Origin of the sequence: uncultured Desulfosarcina sp., from assembly GCF_963664155.2 — a bacterium.
Classification (GTDB): Bacteria; Desulfobacterota; Desulfobacteria; order Desulfobacterales; family Desulfosarcinaceae; genus Desulfosarcina.
Map to the genome: position 1 here is coordinate 415,693 of NZ_CAXXXH010000002.1, position 24,761 is coordinate 440,453.

Genomic DNA, 24,761 nt, shown 5'->3' on the forward strand with positions numbered 1-24,761 from the left:
GAAATCTTTTTCTTGCCGAATGGTTGGGATACAGTCCCGTGATAGCTTTGGCAACGCCAACCGACATATCGAGCTTAATGAATGGATATAGAATCAATTCGTATTGGATTCCGTCCTGAAAAAATTGTTCTGTTGATGGTCGGAGAGTCGCCACCGGCAGCTGGGGATTTTTTCTATGTCAAAAGCCAAATGACAAAATTCACGGCTAAAACCTTTGAATTGGCGCATGGAAAAAAAATCCCGCCGGATGACCAACAGAACTTCTTAGAATATTTTAAACGCTGTGGCTGTTATCTTGAGGATATATGCTGTACTCCGGTAGATGACATTCCGACTGAGGACCGTCAACGCAAATTAGCCGAAGCGGTGGTCGGATTTTCCGATAGACTTGCCAGACTGCGGCCACTGGTTGTCGTTGTCATTTTGAAGAAAATTGCAGCTCATTCGCGTATAGCAGCTGCAATGGCCAATCTTGACGTGCCCATATATGTATTGCCTTTTCCCGGTTATGGGCACCAGAAGAAGTACATCAATGGGCTTAGGAAAATTATTCGGAAACACGTGAATTGCGTTAACTGATTCATGAGGATGAATCCTTGGTAATGGATTTCGACTGAAACTTCTGAAGCTCTTTTTCGTATCATTTGAAATGGAAAAAATGCATAATCAATTACTCTACAGTTTCCCATTTTTTCTATCAGCCGCCCTGATTTTAATCGTAACCCTATTTGTTTTTCAACGAGTCAATGTAAAAGGATGTTGGTATCTGGCACTCGCAGGCCTGGCCGCCACCGTTTGGGCGGGCTGTGAAGGATTGCTCTATCTTGGATTTGATATCGAGACCAACATGCTGATCACCAAACTCGAATACCTTGGGGTTGCGCCGCTGCCGCCCCTAATGCTTTTATTTGGCTTGTGCCATTTCGGCTATGAATCCTGGGCGGATAGAAAAACAGGACTGCTGCTCTTCCTTATCGCCGTTTGCATAGTCGCTCTTGTTTGGACCAATCCCCTGCATGGGCTAATTTTCACCGATTATTACGCAATCCATACCGGCCCGTTTCCCATGCTCGCGTTAAAACATGGCCCTCTGTGGTGGGTTATCCTATTGTATCACTATTTCCTGTTGGTCGTTTTGTCCATTATCCTTATTCTCCAATTCGCGAGCTCTTCGGGCTATCAGCGTTCTCAGGCAGGAATGATATTGGTTGCGGTGGCATTCGTCTGGCTCAGCAATTTGATTTATGTTACCGGCAACAGCCCTGTGCCCAATATGGATATCAGCCCGATAGCCTTTGTCATGGTGGCTGGGGCCATGGCGTGGGGATTTTATCGCTATCGGCTGCTCGACATCTTGCCGGTAGCCAAGGAAAAAATCTTTCAGAGTATAGACGATGTAATTTTGGTGACTGACGAAAGGGGTCGTGTTTTAGACATAAACCGTGCTGCCGAGCATGTATTAAAGATAAAAGCATTCCAGGCGATTGGCCAGACGGTTGCGCATGTTTTCAATTATCAACAGTTCCAGGAGATTTTTAGCAACAGGGATGGATCAGAGATTTGTCTGTTGTCGGATGGAAAAGAGCGGGTGTACGATTTTCGAGCCTCTTTCATAGTTGATGCAAAGGGGATGATGGTCGGGAAGATTATTGTTCTGCGGGACATTACTGAACGGAAAAATGCCGAAAAAGAGCTGCTGGAAAATGAGAGACGCCTGCGTGAGCAAAAAAGCATATTATTGGAGCTTTCTAAAATTAAGATTGGCGATAACGGTGACTTGAACACCACGATGGGAACAATCACAAAGACCGTTGCCCATAATCTGGGTGTGGAAAGGGTGAGTGTGTGGCTCTTCAATGATGAGCACTCTAAAATAAAATGCATCGAGCTGTATGAATTTGGCCAGCAACGTCATTGCGCAGGAATGGAGTTCTATTCGACGGACCTGCCCCGGTATTTTGAGGCGCTTGAAAAAGAGCGCACCGTTGCTGTTTCAGATGTTAATACCGATCCAAGGACCAACGCGGTTTTTGATACTTATTTTAAACCGTTGGGGGTAACCTCCTTGCTGGATTCACAGATCAGATCCGGTGGGAACGCGGTTGGTGTTTTTTCGATTAAACACATTGGCACCCCTCGGCAATGGACGATGGATGAACAAACGTTTGCCGCCTCGATTGCCGACATCGTTTCTTTATTGATAGAAGAGTCTGAACTAAAAAAAATAAAGCGGGAGAGGAAGAAACTGGAGGCGCAATTTCAAAGAGTCGAAAAAATGGAAGTCATCGGAACGCTTGCCGGTGGCGTGGCTCACGATTTGAATAATATTTTATCAGGGCTTGTCGGTTATCCTGAGTTGCTATTGATGGACCTTCAGGAAAACAGTCACTTGAGAAAACCCCTTTTGACTATTCAAAAGTCAGGAGAAAAAGCCAGCGCCATTGTCCAGGATCTGTTGACACTGACAAGAAGAGGGGTGGCTGTTAGCGAGGTCGTTAATTTAAATCATATCATTTCTGACTACCTGGAAAGCCCTGAGCAAGAAAAAGTGGCCTACTACAATCCTGACGTCCGGATCGAAGCTGATCTGGATGCCGATCTGCTGCATATCATAGGCTCTCCTGTTCATCTGTCAAAAACGGTCATGAATATAGTGAAAAATGCCTCAGAGGCCATGCCCCAGGGTGGGAAAATCCACATATCCACATGCAATCAGTATCTCGATACTTCTATAAACGGGTATGACTATATCGATGAAGGCGATTATGTGGTCCTTTCCGTTTCCGATACCGGAACCGGCATCTCTCCGGAAGATAAGGAAAGAATCTTTGAACCATTTTATACCAAAAAGGTAATGGGCAAAAGCGGTACGGGGTTGGGCATGGCCGTCGTTTGGGGAACGGTAAAAGACCATAATGGATATATCGACGTCCAGTCCATTGAAGGCAAAGGAACCACCTTTCGCCTTTATTTTCCGATAACCCGGAAAGGCTTGTCCGAAGAGAAATCGGCATTGCCCATTGAAAACTATAGGGGTACGGGCGAATCGATCCTTATCGTTGACGATGTTGAAGAGCAGCGGGAATTAGCATCGAGTATGCTGCAAAAAATAGGGTATCGGGTGCATATAGTCAGAAGCGGAGAAGAAGCGATTGATTATCTGACAACCAATGAAGTCGATATATTGTTATTGGATATGATTATGGCGCCAGGCATGGATGGCCTGGACACTTATAAAAAAATCATTGAACTGCATCCAAATCAGAAAGCGATAATTGCGAGTGGTTATTCTGAAACAGAGAGGGTTAAAGAGCTTCAGCGACTTGGCGCAGGAGCATATGTGAAAAAACCATATACATTGGAAAAAATCGGCATGGCTGTTAAAAAAGAATTGGAGAAATAGACCGTTTCCATTCAAGGTTTATCATCGTGTAGTAGTTATATGAGCCTGTCCAGTGAAAACTTCTCTAATTACGTCGGTCCTGAAAAACCACATATCCAACAGAAATAATTGGAAAAATTATCTGTTTTATGCTATACAATTTGCAAGATTTCATGCAGTTAACCTCACTTTTCTTGCAAATTTCAGTCATGAAACCCAAAGAATCTCCTCACAAGGACAGGCAACGAGATTTGTTTCGTCCGGAACTCGTGAAGATTGTCGATCCCAGCCATGGTCTGGTCAAACTGGCCAAGGTCGTCGATTGGGATCGCATGGACGAACTGTTCGGCACAACCTACTGCCCGGATAACGGCCGGCCGGGCGTCAGTACCCGTCTGATGGTAACCCTGCACTACCTGAAATTCTCATTCAACCTAAGCGATGACGATGTCGTCGCCGGGTGGGTGGAAAATCCCTACTGGCAGTATCTGAGCGGGATGCAGTTTTTCGAGCACGATCCGCCGATCGATTCGTCCAGCATGACCCGGTGGCGCAAGCGCATCGGTGAAGCCGGTGCGGAAGAACTGCTCAAGGAAACCATCGCTGCCGGGTTGAAGCTTAAGGTGGTCAAGTCCCATCAACTCAAACGGGTGAATGTGGATACGACGGTCCAGGAAAAAGACATTCGTTTTCCGACCGATGCCCGTTTGTATCATCGCGCCCGGCAGCGACTGGTCGATGCGGCCAAGCAGCGTGATCTCCCGCTGCGCCAGAACTACAACCGCAATGCCAAACACCTGTTGGCCCAGCAAAGCCGCTACGCCCATGCCCGACAGATGAATCGCGCCAGACGCTGCACCCGAAAACTGAAAACCTACCTGGGGCGGGTCATTCGTGACATCGAGCGTAAATGCCCGCACCCCGATGAGCAATTGCAGTCCCTGTTAGCCATCGCCTCCCGCATTTTTCATCAACAGCGCAAAGACAAGAAAAAGATCTACAGCGTCCACGAACCGGCAGTCGAGTGCATCAGCAAAGGCAAAGCCCACAAGCGGTACGAGTTCGGCTGCAAGGTCAGCGTCGCGGCAACGAGTCGCGGGGGATGGTTCGTGGGTGCCAAGGCGATTCACGGCAACCCTTACGACGGTCACACCCTGAAAGACGCCCTCAGCCAGATCGAACGCATTGCCCGGCCTCCGGAGCATGTGTTTGTAGATATGGGATACCGCGGCCATGGTTACACTGGAGAGGTCAATGTCCACGTGGACAAGCGCAGGCGTGGTCGAACCGCCAAAAGCCTGTGGCGCTGGATGAAACGTCGAGCCGCCGTGGAACCTGGCATCGGGCACTTGAAACAGGAACATCGCATGGACCGCTGCCGCTTCAAAGGGACCCTCGGCGATTGCCTCAACGCAATCTTCAGCGCCGCCGGCATGAACTTCAGAAAGCTGCTGCGGCTGGCAGCCGACATTTTGCGCCTGATTTACTTCTGGGTTTCATTTTGTCAAAGATCAGCGGCTGTGGTAGACATAGTCGTGTAACGGCTTTTTCAGCAGCGACTAATTTCGAATATATTTTGAATACCGCCTTCTCGGACTATATGATTATAAGCCTTATCAACTTCGGAAAACCGAAGCATTAGCATTTCGCTTTTATCTGATACCACCGTGCGGCACCACTTGGATGATTGATCGAAAGTCACATGTCTTCTACACATAAACGGCCGAGCCTGATAAATTGAGCAACTCGCGCCGATTAAAAATGGGCATTGTTGTAGGGAGTGAACCTTCTTACAAATTCATAGAGTTCATCCATAAATGTATATAAGTTCAATAACTTTTTTATCGAGCCTCCATTGATTTTTTTAAAGTTTTTAAAGAACTTCTCTTCTTTTTTTGCAAGTTTTTGTGGAAACTGAACTACGAACGCATCATAATTTCTTTTCGCGAACAGTTTCAAATTTTCTAACTCATTCAAATCTACCATGCCAGCTTAACTCCATTTATTCTTGTGATAATCGCTTGCCAAAGCAATGACCAGTCAAATTTATTTCAATAGATGCGATCCGTTCCTGTATCTTCAGATTCTCTGTGCCATAATACTTTGCCTTTTTTTACCCAGAAATGACTTCTACAACCTACCTTTCGCCATACAGATGGATGGAGAAAAGGGTGAGCTCAGAATAATAGTTAATGCTGCCTTCGTTTTCTATCTTAAAAAACGACTAGGCTTCTTTCCCGGCCATGAAAAAAAACCGCCCAAAATACAGCACAATATTAAAAAAACGAAAAGCAAATAGACGATTTTCTATGTTCTTGTTCAAAGCCACAGAAAAATGGTTGCGCAAAAGTTAAGAATCTGCAGCAAAAGTTGGAGGCGCCTACCTGAAAGACATTATTGAAACGAAAAAAGATCAGGTGTTTATATTCGAAAATATCTGCTTTCCCCGAATGTTAGGATCAAGGCATGAGCCGTACTTCCGAATCTTCTATTTTGAATCGGAGAATCCGGCGATCCATATTTTTTGGGTCCAATCCGGTTGTCATTAAAAGGTAGATGGGATCAATAATCATTTCCTGTAAGTCCTCAGGCGTGTTGAAAGCCGTCAAGGGAACCACAAAGGCACATTCCGCATCGTTCCATGACCGTTTCCGTGTGCGGTCTTCATCTTCGTCATACCGCTGCCACAGGCATTCATCCTCCAACTCGAATCCTTCACGAATCGCTATATGAAGCAGGAACTCATCAAGCGCCCAATCCCCGCCGGATGAAAACTGAACATAAATCAGAGGCTGTCGACCGACGATTTCGGCTTCTTCCGGGTCACACAGTTTAATCTGAATGGCCAAGTAGGCGCTGGGGTTCCTGGCGCTCTTTTTGTAGATGTAGTAATTGCGGATCAAATCTCGATAAACCCATTCACTGGTATCGTCAGCATTGTCATCTTTAAATTCGACCTTGCGAATTCCCTCCACCGTCTTCAGTTTTTGTTCCAACAGGGAAAACAGCTTTTCCAACATCGCTTCGATTTCTTCACCGGCCTTGTACATTACTGTTGCAGCATTAAATAGGTTCTCTCCGTTCATTATACCTTCCTTTTTTGGTTAATTGTCCGGATTAGCTTTCCAGAAAACAGGAGCCGATGAGGGCGTTGATACCTTGTCTCCAATTAAGAACCAGGGCAAAGGATTCCAAAAAAGCTCTTTTTCGGGAGCGATGGATACCATTTCGTCGGCCAACCACTCGAACCCGGTAAAGGTCGTCTGCCCTCTTCGTTGCAGAAAAGCAATCACGCCGTCTGCCCAGAGATTCATGGCTGTTCCGAATTTCGGCCGATTGTAAAGCAGGATCTCAATCAGACTGCGCCACCCAATACAAACCAAACGTCTCTGCCACAACTTCTTCGGAGAATCCGTCAATGACTGGATCAACTCCCGATTCCCACGTCCAGTATCTTTCACCAGGTAGATGTGGAAAGCCGTCTTTTTTTCGGCATCGGACAAGGCTTCCCACTGGTTTACCAGTTCCTGCCTGCCGGATATGGCGGAATTCCATTTGATCTCGAACAACACCGTCAACATTGGTTTGGCATTATTGGTGAAGCGGACAACCAGGTCGGGTTCGGTTCGTCCTTCATTCTCCAAGTTCGGCCAAAAGGACAGATCCGCACCAGTCGGAGTTTCGGTGGGCCACATTTTCACCTTGAAGGGTAGCCATACCCGAAACAGCGCCCAGACGTCTTCCGGGGCCATGTACGACAAAGGGCCGAGTATGCAAGAAGTGACTTCGTCCTCGCGTAGCTTGAAGTTTCGATCCTTCCGGTGTTTGGCGGCAAATAACATTTTCCCCTCTCTAATAAATAGTTTCAGGTGATAGACTCCATTTATCTGCCAATTTCAGCCCGTCACTCTACCAAGTACGTCTATAAGGCTGAAAAATCAACTAAATTTCCGCCCTTTGGATTGTTCAGATATTCCCCTAATTCTGCGATCATCTGTAAAAAAGGGGATAACCAGTGGAATTCAGGCAACTACTTGGCGCAAGAATCAGAGGATTGAGGACAGGCAGGCATTATACCCAGGAGCAGCTGGCCGAAAAGGTAGGGATTAATCCGAAATACTTGAGCAGTATCGAACGGGGAAAGGAAAACCCCACCCTGGATACCTTTATCAAGTTGGCGGCAGCGTTGGAAGTGAACGTCGGCGATCTGTTTTACCAGCTTGAGGTGGAAAACCCCGATGACAGGCTAAAAAGCATCATCTCCCTGATTGACCGTGCATCTGCCGAGCAGCAACGGCTGGCGTTAAAAGTCCTATCAGCGCTTCTCCAGTGACTATTGGTATCAAAAAATAGTCTTATTCCATATAATTACCGAATATTTTCAATTCTTGTTTCTTCCGAAATTTGAAGCGTGGTTTGAAACCAAAATTACGGGACACTACTTTTCCAACCGTTAATTTCATTAATTAACAAGCACATATCCTCGTTTGTGGTTGATAAATTTGCCGTGTTGCTGATAAAATGGTTTTAGAGATCGGCGCTTTTTTTTGCGCACCTCCTAAAGGTATCTGTAAGACCTCAAGTTTGTGATCCAAAGAGCCAAGTCGATACGGCATCAAGGGATTAGGACAATGTGAGCTCGTTGGCTGTAGGGTGGTAGGTGAAAGCTGCCATTATTCCGAATGGCTTGTAGCATGACGAAAGATGTTCTAATAGAATTCTCACAAAAAGAGGATATGTTTTTTGTCAGCGGAAAAGACCTGCCTCTAACAAACCGGCCTGTAAATTGTCAGCCCGGAAAACCAGGACCCTTCATCGAGAACTCAAGAAAAAATGATTTATGTCGAAAAAGAGGAAAACCGCACCATATTTAAAGTAACTGGTGATGTCACCGCTAACGAGATTATGATGCAGGTTGTTCAGTATGTGGACGGCGAACCGACAGATACCGTCCTTTGGAACTTTACGGATGCATCCAAGGTTAAGATTACCACGATGGAGATGAAAGGCATCGCCGACAGCCTGAAAAAAACCGCAACGGACCGAACGACCAGAAAAGTCGCCCTGGTTGGATCAAAATCCATCAATTTAGGACTGGGAAAGCTCTTTGTAGCTTTTGCTCAACTTGCCGGGCTGCAGGGCACTTATCAAGCTTTTCGCGATATGAATCACGCCATTGAATGGTTGGAGGATAGCTCGAATGACCAATAGGAATTGTGCCAGCGGGAAAATTATGTCCACCACAAACGAAATAGACCAGATCGTCCAAGAGATCCTGGAAGATAAGTCCCTGAAGGAAAAGGCGGATATCGCGAACCTAGAGGAAAAAGACATTCTTCATTTCCAAGATCTCTTTGATACATACATCAGTGGTCAACTTTGTCAGGATAACGAGATAGGTAAGGATGTCATGAACCGGGTCTGGGAGGTGTTGCAGGAGACGCATCGGATACGGAGTGAGAAATAAGATGGGCAGGCCTGAGGACTATGCAAATCTCGGTACATCAATTCAATTTTCGACGTTCATAAAAACCTGCATGTAAAAGTGTTCACCCACCATGACCGTTTTTACCGGCACCATTGGGACCTTTTGCATCAGTTCTTCTGGTGAGTATCTATTTTCCATGGCTGGGCCAAAAGGAGTTTCCTTCTTTTCAATTTCAACAATTGCCAACAAAGCATTGGGCTTTAATACCCGTTTCGCCTCTTTCAAAAAAGGGATCAATTTCTGTTTGGGCAAGGCATGTATCACTGTGGAGACGTAAATAAGATCGGCCGAATGTTCCGTTAACTGATCAAGCTTGGTCATATCCCCCTCTATCGATTCGACATTAGTGCCTTTGGTTTCATCGGAAAGTTTTTCTATAAAATATTTGTCCCGGTCAATGGCGTGTACCCGGAGGTGGACCCCATCGGCTGGACAGCCTGAGGGGTAGAATAAGCTATGAGCCGAGAGCTTTTTAAAAGATAAAAAGGCATCAGGCAGCCTCGGCGAAAGGATGGGGCAGACCGTAATAAACCTCATCCGGGGTTCTGTCGTCAAGAGCCGAATGGCCCCGTTCGTGATTGTAATAATCGAGCCACCGGCCCAGACCCTGCCGCAGCGCCTTACCGGTGTCGAATGCGTGCAAGTAAATGTATTGGTGTTTGAGGGTCCACCACAGCCGCTCGACGAATATATTGTCCTGGCAACGACCCCGACCATCCATACTGATGGCGACCTTGTTATCGATGAGAACCTTGGTGAACGCGTTGCTGGTAAATTGAGCCCCTTGGTCGGTATTGAAGATTTCCGGTGGCTCATAGCGGCTCAACGCCTCTTTAAGGGCATCGATACAAAAGGCGCTGTCCAGGGTGTTGGATATCCGCCAGGCGAGCACCTTGCGGCTGTGCCAGTCCATGATCGCCACCAGATACATGTACCCACTGGCCATGGGGATGAAAGTGATGTCGCTGGCCCAAACCTGATTGGTGCGACTGATGGTCATACCCCTTAGCAGATAAGGATATACCTTATGCTGGGGATGGGGGCGGCTGGTCCGCGGTTTGGGATACACCGCCTCGATACCCATTAATCGCATCAGCCGCTGAACCCGTTTGCGATTGGCTGTTATGCCCTGACGATCCAGCTGGCGGCTGATCGTTCGGCTGCCCGAGGATGGATTGGTAAGATACAGTTCGTCGATCTTGCGCATCAGTTCCAGCTCTTCTTGGCTTATGGGTATGGGTTGGTAGTAATAGGATGACCGGCTAAGATCGATTAGTTCACACTGCCGGGAAACGCTCAGCTGCCGATCCAACGGATCGATCATGGATTTACGCTGTTTGCGATTCAGCTGCTGAGCTTGCGTGCTAAAAAATCGTTTTCCACCTTGAGTTGACCGATCTGGCGGTACAGTTCGGCGGTTTGGGCATCGGCCTGTTTTCTGGATCGGTGGCTTTTATCGAAGATATCGGCTGCACCGTCGAGCATCTGCCGCTTCCAGGTGGAAATCATGGTGGGGTGAACACCAAATCGACTGGCCAACTGTGCTGCGGTTTCTTCGTTCTGAATGGCAGCCAGAGCGACCTTGGCTTTGAACTGTGGACTGTGTGATTTGCGCTTGTTACCCATCGTCAGATCCTCCTCATTTTTGGTCTGACTCATAGCTTAGCACATTGTCCAGTTTTTGGGGTCCACCGCCCCCTGCCCGTTGTGGATACCGTTTGCGAAAATATCTTGGTCATGTATCCATTGCCGCAACCCGCATCAATAATCGTCTGCCCAGGTTTAATTTCCAAAGCGTTGATAATGAGATCAATGTCCAGTAAACCTTCCGTGAATTTTCGCATTTGAAATTTCTTTTTCCTATTCGGGGGGATGGGTCAGATGGTCGGTTCCAAATTGACCAGGATGTCAGATTGCCGACAAAATGGGCAAATCACGGCATCAAGTCCTTCAATTCGTCTACTGTAAAGGGCGGATTACGCTCATGGAGCATTGCATGACAATTAGGACATACTGGAACCAGGTCTTTGAGGGGATCGATTTGGTAGCACTCGCTAATCGAGGCTATTGGTATTAATTGATGAACATGAATGTAATCCTTCCCTATCCATCCATAGATCTCCTCAAAATTGACACCACATACTTTGCAATCCAGACCATGCATTTTGATACACTGAGACCTCGCCTTCGGATCTCTTTCATATCTATTGACGCAGATCGTACTTTTCGCACCTTCCCAACAAACAAGATCGTCTGGCACCTCTTCCGGCAACATAATTCCTGCAATGGCCACATCAACGCCTGAAAGATGTTGCCTTAAAATCTGGCCTTTTGCCCTTCTTATTTCCATGCTCCTGCTCCCGTATCATAAGATTATCTTAATATGTATGGCAGCTGTGGCTATGGCGATTTTATTATGCTCGGCATTCGGGTATTCGTTCAGAGGGGTGTTTTGAGATATATCTCCCATAATTCAGATTGTCAAGCAATACCAACCCATTGACAAGAATAGAAATCTTTGCGAACTTATCTTTATCCTTCTCCTCATTTCATATAGGGAGCAACACCTATGGCATTTACGAAACGCGACATCGTTGAACAGATTCAGACGCAGCTTGACTTTCCCAAAACAAAGTCCGTTGAATTGGCAGAATCCCTCCTTGAACTGCTCAAGTCCTCCCTGGCATCCGGTGACGATGTCCTGGTCTCCGGCTTCGGAAAATTCTGTGTAAAGGAAAAGGCGGAACGAAAGGGGCGGAATCCAGCTACTGGAGAAGATGCCATTCTACCGGCAAGACGTGTGGTTACGTTCAAGTGGTCCGGGAAGTTACGGGATAAGGTAAACAGAAAATGAAGCCTATACCGAATCAACGCCAATATCCTCGCCGGACTGCTTTCATCATTGCGGAATACACCGTCAAAGAGGGAACTCACCGGGATGTGGTCAAGAACATTGGTGCTGGCGGCTTATTCGTAAGGACATGGAATAAAATTGACGTTGGCCAGCCCATTAGGCTCCAATTTCCATTGTTTGATTTCGAAAATACTATTCATGTATCCGGTATCGTGTCTCGCATTGATCCTATGGGGTTCGCAGTGATCTTCAATGAGCCTATTAATGGCTTGATCTGCGAAGAGGGCCATTTCCCGGAGATTGTTCATGAGGGCGATAGATGACAAAAGAGGATTCACGATCAAACAAGTTTATTTTTTCGGCGCGGAGACCACCGGCATTGGACCTGGCGGCAGATTCTGTCCCCTTGGCACTGGAAGAGTGTTTAATCGGCTATACACCAAATTAGGGGCTATGGACTGCTCAGTGAAGATCCATCCTGGCCAATTATCTGGAAAATGATAATCTCAAGGTTCATCAAGCCATTGATGGGCCTTATTCATAGTCCTGAAGACCTCAATTTTATATGGCACCTCTTGATCGGTAAGCGATGAAATCATCCTCGACAGGCCAAAATCTATTTCGTTATTTACAACCACAGCCGTTTTGCTACCCAATGGCCTTCTATCGGCGTGGCTTTTAAGATAGACAGCAAGTTTCTGAATTTCTGCGGTGGTTAAGCGGTTGCCACCTATTTCCCGGGTGTCATATATTTCGTAAAGGGTTGGATCGTTTTTTCCATACTCATCAATGGCATCTATCAACTCAGAAAATGGAACTTCGCCCGTCAAATCGAAAACGGTCAGGTTTTGGGTTCTATCGACGGTGTATTTAATCGGCATGATCGATCCCTCCGAAATCGTAAACCACGAATCCTTATGGAACGTTTTTTTGACCGGGCGTATGAACTCCCTATGGTCGAAAAGTGTGTCAAAAGCTTAGGGTTTCTTATTTGCGGTGCAGGATAGGGTTGTTCAGGAATACTGGGCCAATACTCGCTACAGCCTACAATCAATAAAAGGAAAGGGCAAGACCCAGGGAGGTAGACCCAGGGAGGTAGGCCTTGCCCGTGAGAGAGGTGCGGTTGCAGCACTATCAGAGATCAGAGGAAATCATTGCAGTACCCGTTCAGACCCATGTGGTGTTGTTTCCCTTCGCTGATAATTCATACAGCAGAATCTGTGCCGGCCTGGAAAAGGTGTTGGATTTAAAAAGATATCTGTGTGTTAAATATTTAGATCAGTGTGAAAACTCGCTTGTCTGACAATAATTGCCAGGATTATTGCCGAGGATTGTCAAAATGAGCGTCCTGCATAAGTCAATTGAGGCTACCAAGTTCGGAAATTTAGTTCACTGCTCTTTAGGGATATAATAATCCTGGCAGGACTGGCATATCATGGAAATGCTGTATTCAAGTTCTGCCCGTGGCGTCCGAAACTTATTGGCCGGTTCTCCGCAGATCTTACACGAACGATTTGCCTTGGCTATTGCCGCTCTGGCGATGACTTCTTTTTCACCCAGCATGTTTATCAATTCCTGAACTCTACTCATCTTCAGTTTCAACCAATTAATAGAATTTATGATGCAGCTTTATCATTGCAAATACCGGAAAGGTATCCTTTCCTGGCACAGGCAACCAGTTTAGCATTTTCTGTGCCGGATGACAGTTTTTAATAATATGTTTTAATTTCAGCAAGATGTGATTGGTCAGCCGGAGACAGAATTTGTTAGTTTCGCAATTATTGTCTGAGGAATTACCGAAGATTGTTAAAAGGGCAGCCCCCCGCTGCGGTATGGTTTTTGGGAAAACGTTTGGGCGACTAAACACCGAATCAGCATCGTCTCAATCATTCATCCCGCTGTTGGCCATGTCGAAGAACTGGGTTCTGAACTTGATCTGGCTTATCGTTACATCCATTGAAAACACTACTAACAGGTCTTCCAGCTTGTTCGATTGGAAATCGTCCCGAAACTTTCCCATCTTGGCCAGCATGCCAAGATAGTCGTTACACACCCCTTCGGAATTATCAGCCAGCCATTGCTCCGGGAAATATTGGATCTTTACGCCAACTCGATAATCGTTGAACAACAGTGGCAATTGAATATGGGCCTCATGACCGCATTCGTTACACTTAAAAATGTTAATGTCACCGTTAAAAAGCCATTGGACCAGTTCCGAGTTCTCCATAGCATTGATGGCCTGGTATACGTCCACATGCTGCTCGACCTTGCATGAAGGGCATTCGATGTTTTCTGTTTCGATCGTCGTCATGGATTGCCCGCCTTATCTGCAGATGTTTTTGCGGGCGGGGAAAGAGGATGGCATTGTCATACGATCATTTCAGGAAAAAGGAAGCCCCTGCAGCGGTATGGACCACAGGGGCTTAGGGAGGATTGGGTGGAATGGAGGTAAATGGCAATTCCACTGAATTTCTAAGAGACCGATTTTTGCCAGCGGTTACAATTTTCTGATGGATGCAATTTCACGAAACATTCCCATTACGTGCGAGTTTGATATCATGCTGAGTTTTCGCAGGTTCTAAATCAAAAATGACGGAAACACCGTTTATATCAATTACAGTGGCGATAGGTAAAGGGTCCGTTGATTTTGTATCGAGACACCAGAAACAGCCCTCGCTGACCAGAAAAGAATTAATCGATAAGTGAATTTGTTCAACAAACTTCATTACGAAAATAAAAAATCGGTTAAAGAGGTCCTACCTAAAATATCGAAATCATGTTTCCTGCGCGATAGTCACGGCAGGTCTGCTCGGTATTGAAACGTTTTTCAAATTCAAACTGATTTTTGGGAAAGTCTTCTCCGATAATGAATTCTTCCATATTTGGCCTCCTTTGGGGTTTGGATGAGGCCATGATAATGGAGACCTGTGACAGATGCGGTCACAACTGTCGGCCACGAGAAAATTTTAAGCATCACTTTTGTTTTATGGATAAACAGATTGTATTTTCTTCCTTTAAAATATTATATGGTTAGACTCTGTAAGACTACTTTGAGGCAGGCTTTTGATAAATGATGAAGCCATACCCCAAATTGGGGTATAGGTTGGTTTTTAAGCTCACAGTGAAACCGTTGTGTTCATAGAATCTATGGTTCCGTTTTGAATAATTAGGAGTTTCAAGCAGCCAAGGTGATCTATCTGGATACATTTTCATCACACCATTCAGAAACTCGCTACCTATTCCTTTTCCGATAAAATTGCTGCGAAGGAAGATCCCATAAAGTTCGTAATGAGATGGATGCTTTTTGACGATGCAGCCACCGATAATATTACCGTGAAAAACACATTTAAAGTAATCATGCTTCCTAATCCATCGAACATGTTCTTCGAATTGATCGTGGCCAGGGGGACCACCTGGTAGTGCATTTTCTGGCTTATACCTTTCGTCATCAAGGAAAGCAGATATTGCCGCTGACCGTAGTACTTCAATATCAGAGTCTAATACCTTTTGTATCTCAATCATATCGTGTTGAATTTAAAACCGTCTCAGTTGGATTTGCCATCCGCTCCTGTAAATCCGCGTTAAGTCCTGAAAACCTCTATCATGTCCCCATGATCCAGGCCGTCGAACGGGCCTTTGAATGCCTGCCTATGATGCTTGATAGGGTAAAGGTCCGTGAATCATGCCAGTACCGAACCAAGTTTTCGTGTTGTATTTTCTACCGCAGCAAGGACCAACAATCCCATGGAAAAAGGTGACACGCAACAGTTGTTTTTCGAAATGGGTGCATAATGGACTGCTAAAATCAGAATATGTTTTCCGAGTTAAACAATCAGGCTTACAATACTGTTGTACGTTCCAAAACAGTTCGGACATGTTTGTTCATTGGCGGGATCTACCATCCAATAGCCGTCGACCATGAACTTGTATTCGTATTTCCCTGTCGGAAGTGCGAGTTGTTTTCGCCACTTTCCGTTCCCAACGTTTTTCATTGGATGTGCCCCGACATTCCAGTCATTAAAATTGCCTACCAAGTGAACTTCTTTTGCCTCGATATCTTCTAATGTAAACGTAATCTTCCGCCTTTTATTCTTCTGTTTGTTCGTTTTATCCATGATTCTCCTCCTCGTTATAGAAAATCTGGGTTCAATGCACAAATGGCAATCCCTAAAAGTCAAATTCCGGATTCTGACAATTTATGGGTCTTTGGTAACCATAGGAGTAAAAATAGATATCCTAAATTTTTACAGCAAGCGACATGCCAAACTGGCAAACCCTCAAATGAACCGATAACTGGCTAAAATCGTATATTTATATCATCAATTCGTGGCAATATTAATCAGAGATTACATTCTTCGGGTGTCAGTATTTTTTACAGAATGGTTAAATTGATGTCATTTACGGCAAGAGAACCCATGAAAAAGAAAGAGTTTGTCCATATGGTGAAGTAGGATGATGCGTCAGACTATCTAAATGTCTCATTATGGATCAGGGGCATTCAGGTTCACGAGCATCATCAATATGGATGATGACCGCTAATACACCTGCACCACCTTCTTCGGTGTTACAGTGAGCCGGATGGCGATCTCTTTTCCCGCCGCAGGGCAAGAAGACGCTACGATTACAGTCTGCTTGAGCAACACCGGCAGAAACAAGCTATTCCAGACACACCAGGTCCATAAGGTATGATCGTTTATCACGAACTGATGGGTTTGCCTGGTCAGGCGTTTTTTTTGCACAGGTCCTGTGGAATGATGAATTGGGGCCGCTTTTAGTTTAAGACCTTCTTTCTGTCAATTCCAAGGAAATCGCATAGTACGCCTATGATGCCTTGAGTGTTCGAGGATAGTTTTGACGGAATGGGAACAACAGGGGCGAAGGCGGCTGTCTCGAATTCTATGGCCGCAGAGAACAGAGATCCATGTACTGACCCTTTTGAGAAGAACTCAGCAAGGGCCTCGGCGGGTATCTGCTCCGCTTGCCTGTTCAACTCGTCAACCACTGCTTTTCCAGTACTGGGGGCGATCCCGGCCACCTCTGTCAAACCAGCAGCAAGTCGAGTTAGCCGTGTAGCATATGCTTTTCCAGAATCGCCATATCTGAAACCTTCACATAGCAACTGGAATCGATGCCTATTATCCAAAGCAGAATAATCCTTGAGCACGAAATCCATGGCAATCGCAAACATTGAAATAATTGCATAGGCAAGTCGTAAGAGTGTTGGCTCAGAATTGTTACGCGATGAGAGTTGCTCCAAAAAAAACTGTATATCATTTATGTACGCATTGCATCCGTCAAACCGAAGGTCTGTAAGTACTCGAGATTTTGCCTCTTCGTACCGACCTTTCCAATCACCGCCAATTTTGCCGAGGGAGGCATGGTCAGCTTTTGTGAGAAATTCCTCTTCTGAAATTCTTTCAATTTGGATTTTAGCACTGCCTTGTAGACGAGCCAAGAATGAACCATCCAAAACGCCAACCTTATGAGTCAAACCGAATTCTCGGACATCCGCGCGAGAATCTGTCGTCGCAACCATACAATTATCCATACCAAGTGTATCCTTTAGACCTCTAACCCAGAAAATCCTTTCTAGGGCTTGTGGTGTTTTCTTGTTCTTTACATCAACATTTGTCCTTTGTCTTGCGAGTGCCGATGTTTTCGCGTAGAGCCAGAGGTCAACGTCGGTTACGTCAAACGAGTGATAGCGGAACTTCACTCCTCGTAAAACGAAATATCCAAGATTCAGAAAGTAACGACGTAGGCTTTCCTCCATCGCCGCTCCTTTGTTGGTTTTTCTTGTCATCTCTTTAATCCCCCTGTTCTAAGTTCAGTCAGCAGATTACCGACTCCCCTTTTTAATGGATCGGTTATATTTTTCCTAATGATTACACGGTTCGATTCTGGTCCTGTATAATGATTTACTGCAGCGCTCGGTAATTGAGTGATAGCCTCAGACGTTGCGTCACCTTCTTGAATGACCGCAAGCGCAAGCCGCCCAACGTCACGTTTCAGTAGCCGCATGATAAACATTGAGCCAGAACTTGGTTTAACCTCAACAACACCACGCGATTCCAAGGCTTGATAGTCATGGCCTATGGCAGTAGCAGGCCCAACCCATGACCCAGCGATAAGTTTGTTCATAAGGGCGGAAATCATTTGAATCCGACCACGTCCAAAAGCACTTATTGTCATACCGTAGGTAAGCGAACTGACAAGGGCTTTAGATAGATCAAATGCGTCATCGGCGATGGTTGATGTAAATTTGGAGAACGCAGCAGGGCGAGTAACGAAGAAATGACTTCCAGATTCATTACCGATTTTGTTCACGTCGTACAATCCGATGGATTGAAGTTTGTTAAAAAGTTGTCTGGTTACGACCGTGTGAGCCTGCTTCAATGTAATACAACCTTGTTTGGCAAGAATGTCATTTAGCTCACGGAATCGCTGAGTTTCGGTAGTCCCCATTGTTTGTATGACGGTGTTGATCTTGTGAATTTCATCGGCTCTGAACAAATTGCCGTTGAAAACTAAGCGCTCGCCTCGACTATCATTCTCGGCATCAAAAAAGCCTATGCCTTCTCCCTTCATAACCAAGTCTTTTGCGTCTGATGTTTTAAGCCCGAAGGTATCACTAGTAAACTGAACTAAGTCATTTTCAGAAACCGGACTTTCCGAGACATTTTCAGAGATATCAATAACCGCATTTTCCACAGAATCGGGCGAGCCTTCTTGAAAAATAGTAGATGTGTGATCGAGCACAGAGTGAGTACTTAGTCCAAGGACTTCTACTGTGTCCAACCCTTGTTGTATAACTTTTTGCCTTTCTAATTCTGCAAGGACGGCCGGTAGCTCCGAACGCGGGCTGAGACCGTTAGCTTTGGCAAGAGCATCGACCCTTGTTCGCGACATTGTGGCCTGAAAGGATGCTGCAATGCCAGAAAGCATTAGCCCACATTTGCCAGCAAAAGCCAATTGATCAAAGTCTTGAGAAGTCACTACCTGAAGCTTCCGCGTATGATGAATGATCCAAGCGCCTTGAGTTTTTTTATCCATATCCGTATCCCATTGGTATCATCAAAACAGCAAAAATGTTTTCATTAATTTAGAGGGCATCTCAAAAATAACGTAGCAGGATGACAATGCATCCTAGTTACAACATGCCGAGAAAACAATCAGCATGATATTCCCAACGAGTAACCAGTCTTCTGAAATTATACAGCCAAGAGAACAGACGTTCCACTTCCCATCTGACCGATAAGGTTTCAATACCAGTCCGTCCTGGGTTTTAGGCTTCTTGCGGTTCGTCTTGTGCGGACCGATAAGCTCGGTTCCATACTGCTGCCGAAGGCTCTCATCAAGTGGATCACTATCATAAGCCTTATCGCCTATTATTCGCTCGGGCGGTTGGCTGATAAACCGGCTTTCGATGGTGGTTTCAACTATCTTCACTTCGTGGGGTGAAGGGCTTGGTATGTCAATGGCAACAGGAAAACCAGAAGCGTCTGCGATGGCCATGCCTTCGTCCCTTGCCACGCTTTGTAGGGCCGAAACAATGCCCCCTTTTTTTTGCGGGGTTGAAACTGTCATCGATAAAGGTTTCCCGAATATCGATGCCCCGCGTTGGTAAAGATCCTCACCCAGTTCAGTAAGGATATGTTTGAACTCTCCTGTCGGACCCAGGTCTGGAACCAGGGGTGACAGGTCTGATGCGGGGGATAACGCTGCGGCAAATCTTTCCAGGGCGCTTCGCAGTACCCATAAAATACCGATGAGCACATCCCTGGGATTCCTGCGGGGACGTCCTCTGCTATCTTCGTTTGCGTTGAGGGGATGGAATCAAAGGCTATAATCGGAGCCATTGTTCGTTTGTGAGTTCCAGCCCCAGTACATGCTATATTTTTGAACATATGTCTATATTAATTTTTGAGGTAGCCTCTTTATATCGCTCTCCAACTATGCTTGATAAGGTTGGAAACCGTTAAATAATCAATAAATTTCGGACCTATGACCTAAAAAAAGGCGTCTGTGTGACCGGATCTGTCACAGGTCGCTGATATGACTGTTCCTAAATCAACTGAAAGGAGCAGTCGTCATGAACTTGGACCAATTACGAAAACATTTTCCTAATGAGCAGTCATGTCGTGAGTTCTTTGAATCCGTTGTCTGGCAGGATGGTCGAAAGTGCCCACTCTGCGGTTGTCAGAATTCATGCGCGTTGAAAAGCCCGCATGTCCGACCCGGTTTGTACGAATGCTATCCGTGCAAACGTCAGTTTACGGTCACGACCCGGACACCGATGCACAGCACCAAGTTGCCCCTTTGGAAATGGATTCAAGCCATGTATTTGATCGTCCATTCCAGCAAGGGCGTCTCTTCCGTTTTCTTGGGGCGTTATCTGGGCATGTCGCAGCCGGCCGCATGGCGAATGGGTCACGCCATTCGGCACATGATGACACCTGTGCTGAGTGCCAAGCTTTCCGGTGTCGTTGAACTCGACGAAACTTATGTCGGTGGCAACCCGCGTTATCAACCCGGTGTACAAAACAAGCGGGGGCGCGGTACACGTAAATTCTGAGTATTTATCGCTGCCCAGCGACAAGGCTCCGTGAGGGCTCAAAAGGTTACCAGTGATAAAATCTCAGCGCTTCGACCTGTGGTTACTGCAACCGTTAACAAGGATGCCTGGATCATGAGCGATGGTCATCACAGCTACAAAAACATTGCCGAATCGTTTGCTGGTCATCAGCGCGTCATCCACGGCAAACGCGAGTACGTCCGTGGCTCGGTTCATGTCAATACTGCCGAATCTTTTGGTGCCATGCTTGAGCGTGTCAAAGAAGGTGTCTTTCACTACATGAGTGGAAAGCACCTCGACCGTTACCTGCGAGAGATCAGTTTTCGCTGGAACCATCGTATTCCCATTGAGAAGGAAACTAAGGCTGGTAAACGGAAGATCACCTGGACACCAATGCCGGTAATGACCATGCTTAAATCGGTGCTGAACGATGCCACCGGAAAACAGAAACGTCGCACTCCAAACAACGGGCTGGCTTTCTTCTATTCGTAATAGTCAGCCTTTTTATGGGTCATAGATCCGTAATTATTTGAATTTCGTTGCAATTCCAGCCAACACAATTTTTCATTAAAAATCAAGGTAATTCGCCGCAGGACCACGGATTGTTCCAGGCCATCCACCGCCATCCTTGCGGGGAGGAGATCGCCGGCCATCTGTCCCGGCACTTCACCTGGTTCGGACCGCCGCTGTTCATCAAGCGGGACAACGGGGGCAATCTCAACCACTGGGCGGTGAACGACCTGCTGGAAGAGAACATGGTCATCCCCATCAACAGCCCTTTTAATACCCCCAGATACAACGGGGCTATCGAGCACAGCCAGGGGGAGTTGAAAGGGTGGTTGCGCAAATGGGAAGATACCGCTACATCCAAGAGTGAACTGGCCCTGCAGGTTGATAATGCCGCCCATGCATTGAATCACAGGCCCCGGCGCAGCCTGTCCGGGAGAAACGCCTGCCGGTCTTATTTTTGCGCTGACCGGCTTCGATACACCAGACGCCAGCGAAAGGAGGTTTATGACTGGATCCGGGACTTGGCCGTTGACATATCGGAACGGTCCGGCAAGAATGAAATCTGTCCCACCGCCTGGCGCGTATCGGCCAGGAAATGGATGGAGAAGCACCGGTTGATAATCATCCAATAACCGGAAGAAGTGTTACCCAATTTTTTCCTGAAAAATTGTCATAATTAGCGATGCAGCACACATAACGATGGGTCTATATCCCTGCGATAAGCTTATGTTCTCATTCTCGTTGACCGGTTTTAAATAAATCGCGAAGCATTTCCATAGTGAAAAAAATCCTTATTCTTGCTCCGGCTATAGTGGATTTCAGGGTAATTTAGTGAATTATGGTTAGATCGTGAGGCTCATAATCTTCATCCCATAGGAAAAATCATGGTAACCCGGTGAGAACGTGGATTTCTTTAATGTCGGCAAAGGGAAGGGCGTTGATAGTCGGGCTGTGTTGGCTATCTTGAGGGATCTGGTGACAAGATCTGAATATCTCTGGCCACCACTTGGAGGTAGCTTCCGGTAGCAATTTAATCGCCAGAAAGTGGGGTTTGAAGAGATTTATGTGCCAGGGCACATGGAATCCAACTTGGGATCTGAAATCCATACTAATAGGGGCGAAAATGTGCAAATTTCAGGGTCTTTAGATGCCGTTTTCTGCATTTTTTTGGGGAACCCTAAACCACTGGTTGTTTATATAGCCCACCAATCTTCATGATTCAAATATCGTAATGGGAATAAAGCAGCTTTCATCCATGGGCATTAATGGTACAATTGCGGAATTCGAAATAGCAGACTTTCCCAGATCCATTGCATACTTGATTTTGGCGATGGCGGACATACCGTCATCCGGATGGTTTTAATTGAACCGAACAGCAATATTTTATTCAGGTACGCAAGATGCTCGTGGTTTGTGGCAATGCGAACCAATTGACCGAAAGGCCTATCCGTGTAACGGCTTTTTCAGCACCGACTATGTCTAGTTTAAAATATTGTTGAATATCAGTGGGCAAGGAGGTACTTGTATGGCAAAAAACGCTTCGACCTCTCAATCAATTAGAATAAAATGCCGTCTAATCTCTAAACGCATGTTTTGAAATGTATTTATATATTTCTAAAAAAGATATAGAGTGTTTAATACCATCATCGGTGCTCCTATTTGAAGATCAGCATGGAAAAACAAGCCTGCCCAACTCCATTCCTAAACCGAATATCATAATTAAAAAGTCCAAGGCTTTTAGTGTGCCTGAGTTTTTAAAAACCATAGTAGAATCAGTTCGAGAGGCTGACGAGAAGCATCATGCCCGTAGCATGAAAGTTTTTATAACGAAAGAGGCAATCGATTTACAATCGGAAGCAATTGTAAATTCAATTGTAAGCCTATTGAACGAGGATATAAACTTCACCGATTTTTGTCTGGCTATACTTTTGAAACCAGACAAACATTTTCTACGCGAATTAATTTTTGTAATCGAGGATAGACAACTTAGGGATGCAGTTCGAAGAAAACTTTCGCGAAAAAAGGATTGGTCAAAGTTCAGGAAACTTACCTTTGTTCTGGATTGTCTTGATTTGGACCTTGATCGCAATGCCATTTGCAAAAGGCATTTTATTCATCAAAGCGCCTATCCGAAATATCTCAAGACTTTTAGTAAAGAATGTGAGCAGGAACTATGCAAGCGGCTGCGAAATATTCAAACCGATCAATATGGAAAAGAGGTATCAATACTTTTTAGCAAATCTAAAAGACTTCAAGTTTCGATCGCCGCGTTAAAGAATGCTCACCGAAAAGGTTATTTTTTGGAGTCATATTCAGCTGATTTTCAATTGTCCCATGTCATCAAAGATCTTGAAAGTTTGGTTGCAGCACTCGATTATTACGGTCGGCTTTTTCCATACATCATCCACTTAGTTCCAGATAAAAAAATATTTAACTTACACTCGAAAAGGAAACTTTTATCAAAATCGTACTGGCCAAAAGAGAAGAATAAACTTGCTCGTTTAACCATATCGGAACTAAAAGAAGAGATTGGCAGTGGTTATGCTTATTTATTGAAACTGATTCAGAAGATCCAATTGCTGAAAGGTTCTATATTTCCGATATCGAAACTGCGAGATTTTTGGCCATTCGATTACTGGGACCAAGTTTTTTCAGAAAAAGCGCCTGCTCACGAAATAACTCTCGAAATACTAAGTGATCATTATGACGTCGGCCTGGACCGGTTGCGCCAGGTCCTCACCAAATCACCAAGGTGTAAGTAAGAGCCTTCAATAAGTTAAAATACTCCTACGCGTCGACAGCAGCACTCTCCCTAAATCCATTAATCATGGATGGTACATCGCCGTCCATTTTTCCAAGCATTAGGCACGCCGCAGACCCCGATTTAAAAAATACTGTGTAACCTGAGCCCGCATTACAGACTATTCAACGTCTTTAAAAAGCAAAGTATATCTTTTTTTTTCAAATTATATAAGCCTATTGTGCGCTTAATTTTGTAGCTGTAGTTTTAGGACAAAGTTAACCGTTTCTTATGGTGGGATTCGCAAAATCAATAACAAAACGTTGGAATGGATCATTAAAATTAGCCTCACCAATTAAAATTTTGTGTGGTGAGGCATAGATTGGGCATGGGCCGCCGTTTTGGCAATCCGAAGAAACAGTAGGAGAGATCCCATGCTAAAAAATAAATGCAGGTACAACCATGTACTTAGTAATTAACCGAACCGATGAATTGACGTACATAGTTTCAAAAAAAGATCTCAGAATATTTCATAATTCTGTTTTCAGGAGAGCGAAAACACAAAAGAATCGTCCGGGAAAGATCCGAAAGCCGGTGCAGGTTGTGATCAACGGTGAGCTTTTTATTTTTAACAAAAAGCAATGGGACAAGAGTAAGATTTTGGCACGCGACTATTTGAAATTTTATGAAGGCCTGCCATCACTGTATCGGTGGGAACGTACGACACGCCACAATATACTGAAAGGACAGGCAAAACTACGAAATATGCGAATCATCAATGAAACTAATGCGTTCTTCGCCCGATCAAAAACATTTGAGAAATATTAAATGATATCGTTTTGCCGACCTGTATATCACTTTTTGATAACTTTTTATGGACAACCCCAAAAAAACACAACCGCCGTTTGAACTGCTGACAATGGATGAGTACGCAAGACGTCTGCAGGTGGGAAGGACAACCATTTTTGAATGGAAAAGCAGCGGCAAGCTCATCCCCCAGCAGCACTTCATTCAAAAAGGGCGGGTGATCCGTTTTATCTGGGAACTTGAGACCATTAGATCGTTGCACGAAATTGACACCCCCGATCCCGAAGACGTGAAGCCGGCATCTGTCTACACGGCTGAAAAGGGGAACTATTCGTCTATAAAGTCCGCAATTGATCTTAACTATTGAATAATGCTGGATATTTTTGTATATTATCTGTTACGGAC

27 protein-coding genes and 3 pseudogenes are annotated in these 24,761 nt (G+C 45.4%); 14 read left to right on the top strand and 16 right to left on the bottom strand.

Translation table 11 applies throughout. From position 1 onward, the window contains the following. The first annotated feature begins 81 nt into the window (after nucleotides 1-81). The 3 genes from ACHZBS_RS26085 to ACHZBS_RS26095 all read left to right on the top strand — a co-directional run bounded on the left by ACHZBS_RS26085 (nucleotide 82) and on the right by ACHZBS_RS26095 (nucleotide 4,923). On the top strand, nucleotides 82-579 hold the full coding sequence (locus tag ACHZBS_RS26085) for a hypothetical protein (protein WP_319409473.1): 498 nt from the start codon (nucleotides 82-84) through the stop codon (nucleotides 577-579). A gap of 79 nt (nucleotides 580-658) precedes the next feature. Continuing rightward, on the top strand, nucleotides 659-3,403 hold the full coding sequence (locus ACHZBS_RS26090) for a histidine kinase N-terminal 7TM domain-containing protein (protein ID WP_319409474.1): 2,745 nt from the start codon (nucleotides 659-661) through the stop codon (nucleotides 3,401-3,403). A 188-nt stretch (nucleotides 3,404-3,591) separates the two neighbouring features. Continuing rightward, nucleotides 3,592-4,923 carry an IS5 family transposase gene (locus ACHZBS_RS26095; protein ID WP_319409475.1) on the top strand — a complete coding sequence of 444 codons (1,332 nt, stop codon included), beginning with the start codon at nucleotides 3,592-3,594 and terminating at the stop codon, nucleotides 4,921-4,923. A 510-nt stretch (nucleotides 4,924-5,433) separates the two neighbouring features. Here ACHZBS_RS26095 and ACHZBS_RS26100 read toward each other — a convergent pair. The 3 genes and pseudogenes from ACHZBS_RS26100 to ACHZBS_RS26110 form a co-directional block, all read right to left on the bottom strand. Beyond that, a pseudogene (locus tag ACHZBS_RS26100) lies at nucleotides 5,434-5,541 on the bottom strand (DUF6527 family protein); the annotation flags it as partial. 300 nt (nucleotides 5,542-5,841) lie between these two features. Then, nucleotides 5,842-6,468, bottom strand: a complete 627-nt coding sequence (locus tag ACHZBS_RS26105; RefSeq protein WP_319409476.1) for a hypothetical protein — start codon at nucleotides 6,466-6,468, stop codon at nucleotides 5,842-5,844. Nucleotides 6,469-6,486: 18 nt separating this feature from the next. Continuing rightward, complete coding sequence (locus ACHZBS_RS26110) at nucleotides 6,487-7,224, bottom strand: hypothetical protein (RefSeq protein WP_319409477.1); 738 nt, start codon at nucleotides 7,222-7,224, stop codon at nucleotides 6,487-6,489. Between the two features lie 173 nt (nucleotides 7,225-7,397). On the opposite strand from ACHZBS_RS26110, the gene ACHZBS_RS26115 reads away from it, so the two are divergent. The 3 genes from ACHZBS_RS26115 to ACHZBS_RS26125 all read left to right on the top strand — a co-directional run bounded on the left by ACHZBS_RS26115 (nucleotide 7,398) and on the right by ACHZBS_RS26125 (nucleotide 8,849). Beyond that, nucleotides 7,398-7,715: a helix-turn-helix transcriptional regulator gene (locus tag ACHZBS_RS26115; RefSeq protein ID WP_319409478.1), complete on the top strand. Its 318-nt coding sequence runs from the start codon at nucleotides 7,398-7,400 to the stop codon at nucleotides 7,713-7,715. Between the two features lie 500 nt (nucleotides 7,716-8,215). Beyond that, complete coding sequence (locus tag ACHZBS_RS26120) at nucleotides 8,216-8,593, top strand: hypothetical protein (RefSeq protein WP_319409479.1); 378 nt, start codon at nucleotides 8,216-8,218, stop codon at nucleotides 8,591-8,593. Further along, entirely contained in the window at nucleotides 8,583-8,849 is a 267-nt protein-coding gene (locus ACHZBS_RS26125; RefSeq protein WP_319409480.1) for a hypothetical protein, read from the top strand. The genes ACHZBS_RS26120 and ACHZBS_RS26125 overlap by 11 nt, the downstream gene beginning before the upstream one ends. Nucleotides 8,850-8,891: 42 nt before the next feature. On the opposite strand, the gene ACHZBS_RS26130 is transcribed toward ACHZBS_RS26125, so the two are convergent. The 4 genes from ACHZBS_RS26130 to ACHZBS_RS26145 form a co-directional block, all read right to left on the bottom strand. After that, nucleotides 8,892-9,407, bottom strand: a complete 516-nt coding sequence (locus ACHZBS_RS26130; protein ID WP_319409481.1) for a class I SAM-dependent methyltransferase — start codon at nucleotides 9,405-9,407, stop codon at nucleotides 8,892-8,894. Then, nucleotides 9,361-10,496 (bottom strand): IS3 family transposase gene (locus tag ACHZBS_RS26135; protein WP_319405970.1). Its coding sequence is split into 2 segments (ribosomal slippage): nucleotides 9,361-10,217 and nucleotides 10,217-10,496, totalling 1,137 coding nucleotides; the frame shifts between segments, so codons are not numbered across the junction. The genes ACHZBS_RS26130 and ACHZBS_RS26135 overlap by 47 nt, the downstream gene beginning before the upstream one ends. A 29-nt stretch (nucleotides 10,497-10,525) precedes the next feature. Beyond that, nucleotides 10,526-10,714, bottom strand: a complete 189-nt coding sequence (locus ACHZBS_RS26140) for a hypothetical protein (RefSeq protein WP_394708059.1) — start codon at nucleotides 10,712-10,714, stop codon at nucleotides 10,526-10,528. Nucleotides 10,715-10,803: 89 nt separating this feature from the next. Next, the gene (locus ACHZBS_RS26145; protein ID WP_319409482.1) at nucleotides 10,804-11,220 is read right to left on the bottom strand and encodes a hypothetical protein; all 417 of its coding nucleotides are present in this window, start codon (nucleotides 11,218-11,220) and stop codon (nucleotides 10,804-10,806) included. 219 nt (nucleotides 11,221-11,439) lie between these two features. Between ACHZBS_RS26145 and ACHZBS_RS26150 the strand changes: the two genes are divergently transcribed. Next, nucleotides 11,440-11,724 (top strand): HU family DNA-binding protein, encoded by a 285-nt coding sequence (locus tag ACHZBS_RS26150; protein ID WP_319409483.1) that lies wholly within the window; start codon nucleotides 11,440-11,442, stop codon nucleotides 11,722-11,724. Then, on the top strand, nucleotides 11,721-12,047 hold the full coding sequence (locus ACHZBS_RS26155) for a PilZ domain-containing protein (protein ID WP_319409484.1): 327 nt from the start codon (nucleotides 11,721-11,723) through the stop codon (nucleotides 12,045-12,047). Before ACHZBS_RS26150 ends, ACHZBS_RS26155 begins: the two co-directional genes overlap by 4 nt. 183 nt (nucleotides 12,048-12,230) lie before the next feature. Here ACHZBS_RS26155 and ACHZBS_RS26160 read toward each other — a convergent pair whose 3' ends face one another. The 9 genes and pseudogenes from ACHZBS_RS26160 to ACHZBS_RS26200 all read right to left on the bottom strand — a co-directional run bounded on the left by ACHZBS_RS26160 (nucleotide 12,231) and on the right by ACHZBS_RS26200 (nucleotide 19,564). Next, a complete protein-coding gene (locus ACHZBS_RS26160; RefSeq protein WP_319409485.1) occupies nucleotides 12,231-12,605 on the bottom strand; it encodes a hypothetical protein in 375 nt (124 codons plus the stop codon). A 508-nt stretch (nucleotides 12,606-13,113) separates the two neighbouring features. After that, nucleotides 13,114-13,287 (bottom strand): hypothetical protein, encoded by a 174-nt coding sequence (locus ACHZBS_RS26165; protein ID WP_319409486.1) that lies wholly within the window; start codon nucleotides 13,285-13,287, stop codon nucleotides 13,114-13,116. Between the two features lie 319 nt (nucleotides 13,288-13,606). Beyond that, nucleotides 13,607-14,035, bottom strand: coding sequence for a CpXC domain-containing protein (locus tag ACHZBS_RS26170; protein WP_319409487.1), 429 nt, complete (start codon nucleotides 14,033-14,035; stop codon nucleotides 13,607-13,609). Between the two features lie 734 nt (nucleotides 14,036-14,769). Next, on the bottom strand, nucleotides 14,770-15,246 hold the full coding sequence (locus ACHZBS_RS26175) for a GNAT family N-acetyltransferase (protein WP_319409488.1): 477 nt from the start codon (nucleotides 15,244-15,246) through the stop codon (nucleotides 14,770-14,772). A 302-nt stretch (nucleotides 15,247-15,548) separates the two neighbouring features. Beyond that, nucleotides 15,549-15,839 carry an isoamylase early set domain-containing protein gene (locus ACHZBS_RS26180; RefSeq protein ID WP_155306614.1) on the bottom strand — a complete coding sequence of 97 codons (291 nt, stop codon included), beginning with the start codon at nucleotides 15,837-15,839 and terminating at the stop codon, nucleotides 15,549-15,551. 420 nt (nucleotides 15,840-16,259) lie between these two features. Then, nucleotides 16,260-16,463 (bottom strand): organomercurial lyase, encoded by a 204-nt coding sequence (gene merB, locus ACHZBS_RS26185; RefSeq protein WP_170302474.1) that lies wholly within the window; start codon nucleotides 16,461-16,463, stop codon nucleotides 16,260-16,262. 32 nt (nucleotides 16,464-16,495) lie between these two features. Next, nucleotides 16,496-17,527, bottom strand: a complete 1,032-nt coding sequence (locus ACHZBS_RS26190) for a hypothetical protein (protein ID WP_319409489.1) — start codon at nucleotides 17,525-17,527, stop codon at nucleotides 16,496-16,498. Further along, a complete protein-coding gene (locus ACHZBS_RS26195) occupies nucleotides 17,524-18,777 on the bottom strand; it encodes a hypothetical protein (protein ID WP_319409490.1) in 1,254 nt (417 codons plus the stop codon). Before ACHZBS_RS26195 ends, ACHZBS_RS26190 begins: the two co-directional genes overlap by 4 nt. Nucleotides 18,778-18,874: 97 nt before the next feature. Continuing rightward, nucleotides 18,875-19,564: pseudogene (locus ACHZBS_RS26200) on the bottom strand (IS5 family transposase). Between the two features lie 252 nt (nucleotides 19,565-19,816). Here ACHZBS_RS26200 and ACHZBS_RS26205 point away from each other — a divergent pair. From ACHZBS_RS26205 to ACHZBS_RS26230, 6 genes and pseudogenes are all read left to right on the top strand, one after another. Next, a pseudogene (locus tag ACHZBS_RS26205) lies at nucleotides 19,817-19,984 on the top strand (transposase); the annotation flags it as partial. Between the two features lie 36 nt (nucleotides 19,985-20,020). After that, a complete protein-coding gene (locus ACHZBS_RS26210; RefSeq protein ID WP_319409491.1) occupies nucleotides 20,021-20,299 on the top strand; it encodes a hypothetical protein in 279 nt (92 codons plus the stop codon). 6 nt (nucleotides 20,300-20,305) lie between these two features. Then, nucleotides 20,306-20,791, top strand: a complete 486-nt coding sequence (locus ACHZBS_RS26215) for an IS1595 family transposase (protein WP_319410199.1) — start codon at nucleotides 20,306-20,308, stop codon at nucleotides 20,789-20,791. A 110-nt stretch (nucleotides 20,792-20,901) separates the two neighbouring features. Next, nucleotides 20,902-21,441: a hypothetical protein gene (locus tag ACHZBS_RS26220; protein WP_319409492.1), complete on the top strand. Its 540-nt coding sequence runs from the start codon at nucleotides 20,902-20,904 to the stop codon at nucleotides 21,439-21,441. A 966-nt stretch (nucleotides 21,442-22,407) separates the two neighbouring features. Beyond that, entirely contained in the window at nucleotides 22,408-23,571 is a 1,164-nt protein-coding gene (locus ACHZBS_RS26225; RefSeq protein ID WP_319409493.1) for a hypothetical protein, read from the top strand. Between the two features lie 852 nt (nucleotides 23,572-24,423). Then, nucleotides 24,424-24,723, top strand: a complete 300-nt coding sequence (locus tag ACHZBS_RS26230) for a hypothetical protein (protein WP_319409494.1) — start codon at nucleotides 24,424-24,426, stop codon at nucleotides 24,721-24,723. Nucleotides 24,724-24,761 lie beyond the last annotated feature (38 nt).

Coding starts and splice junctions, on each gene's coding strand:
- ACHZBS_RS26225 (WP_319409493.1), top strand. CDS start 22,408: ATGTATTTATATATTTCTAAAAAAGATATAGAGTGTTTAATACCATCA.
- ACHZBS_RS26155 (WP_319409484.1), top strand. CDS start 11,721: ATGAAGCCTATACCGAATCAACGCCAATATCCTCGCCGGACTGCTTTC.
- ACHZBS_RS26210 (WP_319409491.1), top strand. CDS start 20,021: ATGCACAGCACCAAGTTGCCCCTTTGGAAATGGATTCAAGCCATGTAT.
- ACHZBS_RS26125 (WP_319409480.1), top strand. CDS start 8,583: ATGACCAATAGGAATTGTGCCAGCGGGAAAATTATGTCCACCACAAAC.
- ACHZBS_RS26140 (WP_394708059.1), bottom strand. CDS start 10,714: ATGCGAAAATTCACGGAAGGTTTACTGGACATTGATCTCATTATCAAC.
- ACHZBS_RS26130 (WP_319409481.1), bottom strand. CDS start 9,407: ATGAGGTTTATTACGGTCTGCCCCATCCTTTCGCCGAGGCTGCCTGAT.
- ACHZBS_RS26150 (WP_319409483.1), top strand. CDS start 11,440: ATGGCATTTACGAAACGCGACATCGTTGAACAGATTCAGACGCAGCTT.
- ACHZBS_RS26105 (WP_319409476.1), bottom strand. CDS start 6,468: ATGAACGGAGAGAACCTATTTAATGCTGCAACAGTAATGTACAAGGCC.
- ACHZBS_RS26120 (WP_319409479.1), top strand. CDS start 8,216: ATGATTTATGTCGAAAAAGAGGAAAACCGCACCATATTTAAAGTAACT.
- ACHZBS_RS26175 (WP_319409488.1), bottom strand. CDS start 15,246: ATGATTGAGATACAAAAGGTATTAGACTCTGATATTGAAGTACTACGG.
- ACHZBS_RS26085 (WP_319409473.1), top strand. CDS start 82: ATGGATATAGAATCAATTCGTATTGGATTCCGTCCTGAAAAAATTGTT.
- ACHZBS_RS26170 (WP_319409487.1), bottom strand. CDS start 14,035: ATGACGACGATCGAAACAGAAAACATCGAATGCCCTTCATGCAAGGTC.
- ACHZBS_RS26195 (WP_319409490.1), bottom strand. CDS start 18,777: ATGGATAAAAAAACTCAAGGCGCTTGGATCATTCATCATACGCGGAAG.
- ACHZBS_RS26180 (WP_155306614.1), bottom strand. CDS start 15,839: ATGGATAAAACGAACAAACAGAAGAATAAAAGGCGGAAGATTACGTTT.
- ACHZBS_RS26160 (WP_319409485.1), bottom strand. CDS start 12,605: ATGCCGATTAAATACACCGTCGATAGAACCCAAAACCTGACCGTTTTC.
- ACHZBS_RS26190 (WP_319409489.1), bottom strand. CDS start 17,527: ATGACAAGAAAAACCAACAAAGGAGCGGCGATGGAGGAAAGCCTACGT.
- ACHZBS_RS26145 (WP_319409482.1), bottom strand. CDS start 11,220: ATGGAAATAAGAAGGGCAAAAGGCCAGATTTTAAGGCAACATCTTTCA.
- ACHZBS_RS26095 (WP_319409475.1), top strand. CDS start 3,592: ATGAAACCCAAAGAATCTCCTCACAAGGACAGGCAACGAGATTTGTTT.
- ACHZBS_RS26110 (WP_319409477.1), bottom strand. CDS start 7,224: ATGTTATTTGCCGCCAAACACCGGAAGGATCGAAACTTCAAGCTACGC.
- ACHZBS_RS26165 (WP_319409486.1), bottom strand. CDS start 13,287: ATGCTGGGTGAAAAAGAAGTCATCGCCAGAGCGGCAATAGCCAAGGCA.
- ACHZBS_RS26090 (WP_319409474.1), top strand. CDS start 659: ATGCATAATCAATTACTCTACAGTTTCCCATTTTTTCTATCAGCCGCC.
- ACHZBS_RS26230 (WP_319409494.1), top strand. CDS start 24,424: ATGGACAACCCCAAAAAAACACAACCGCCGTTTGAACTGCTGACAATG.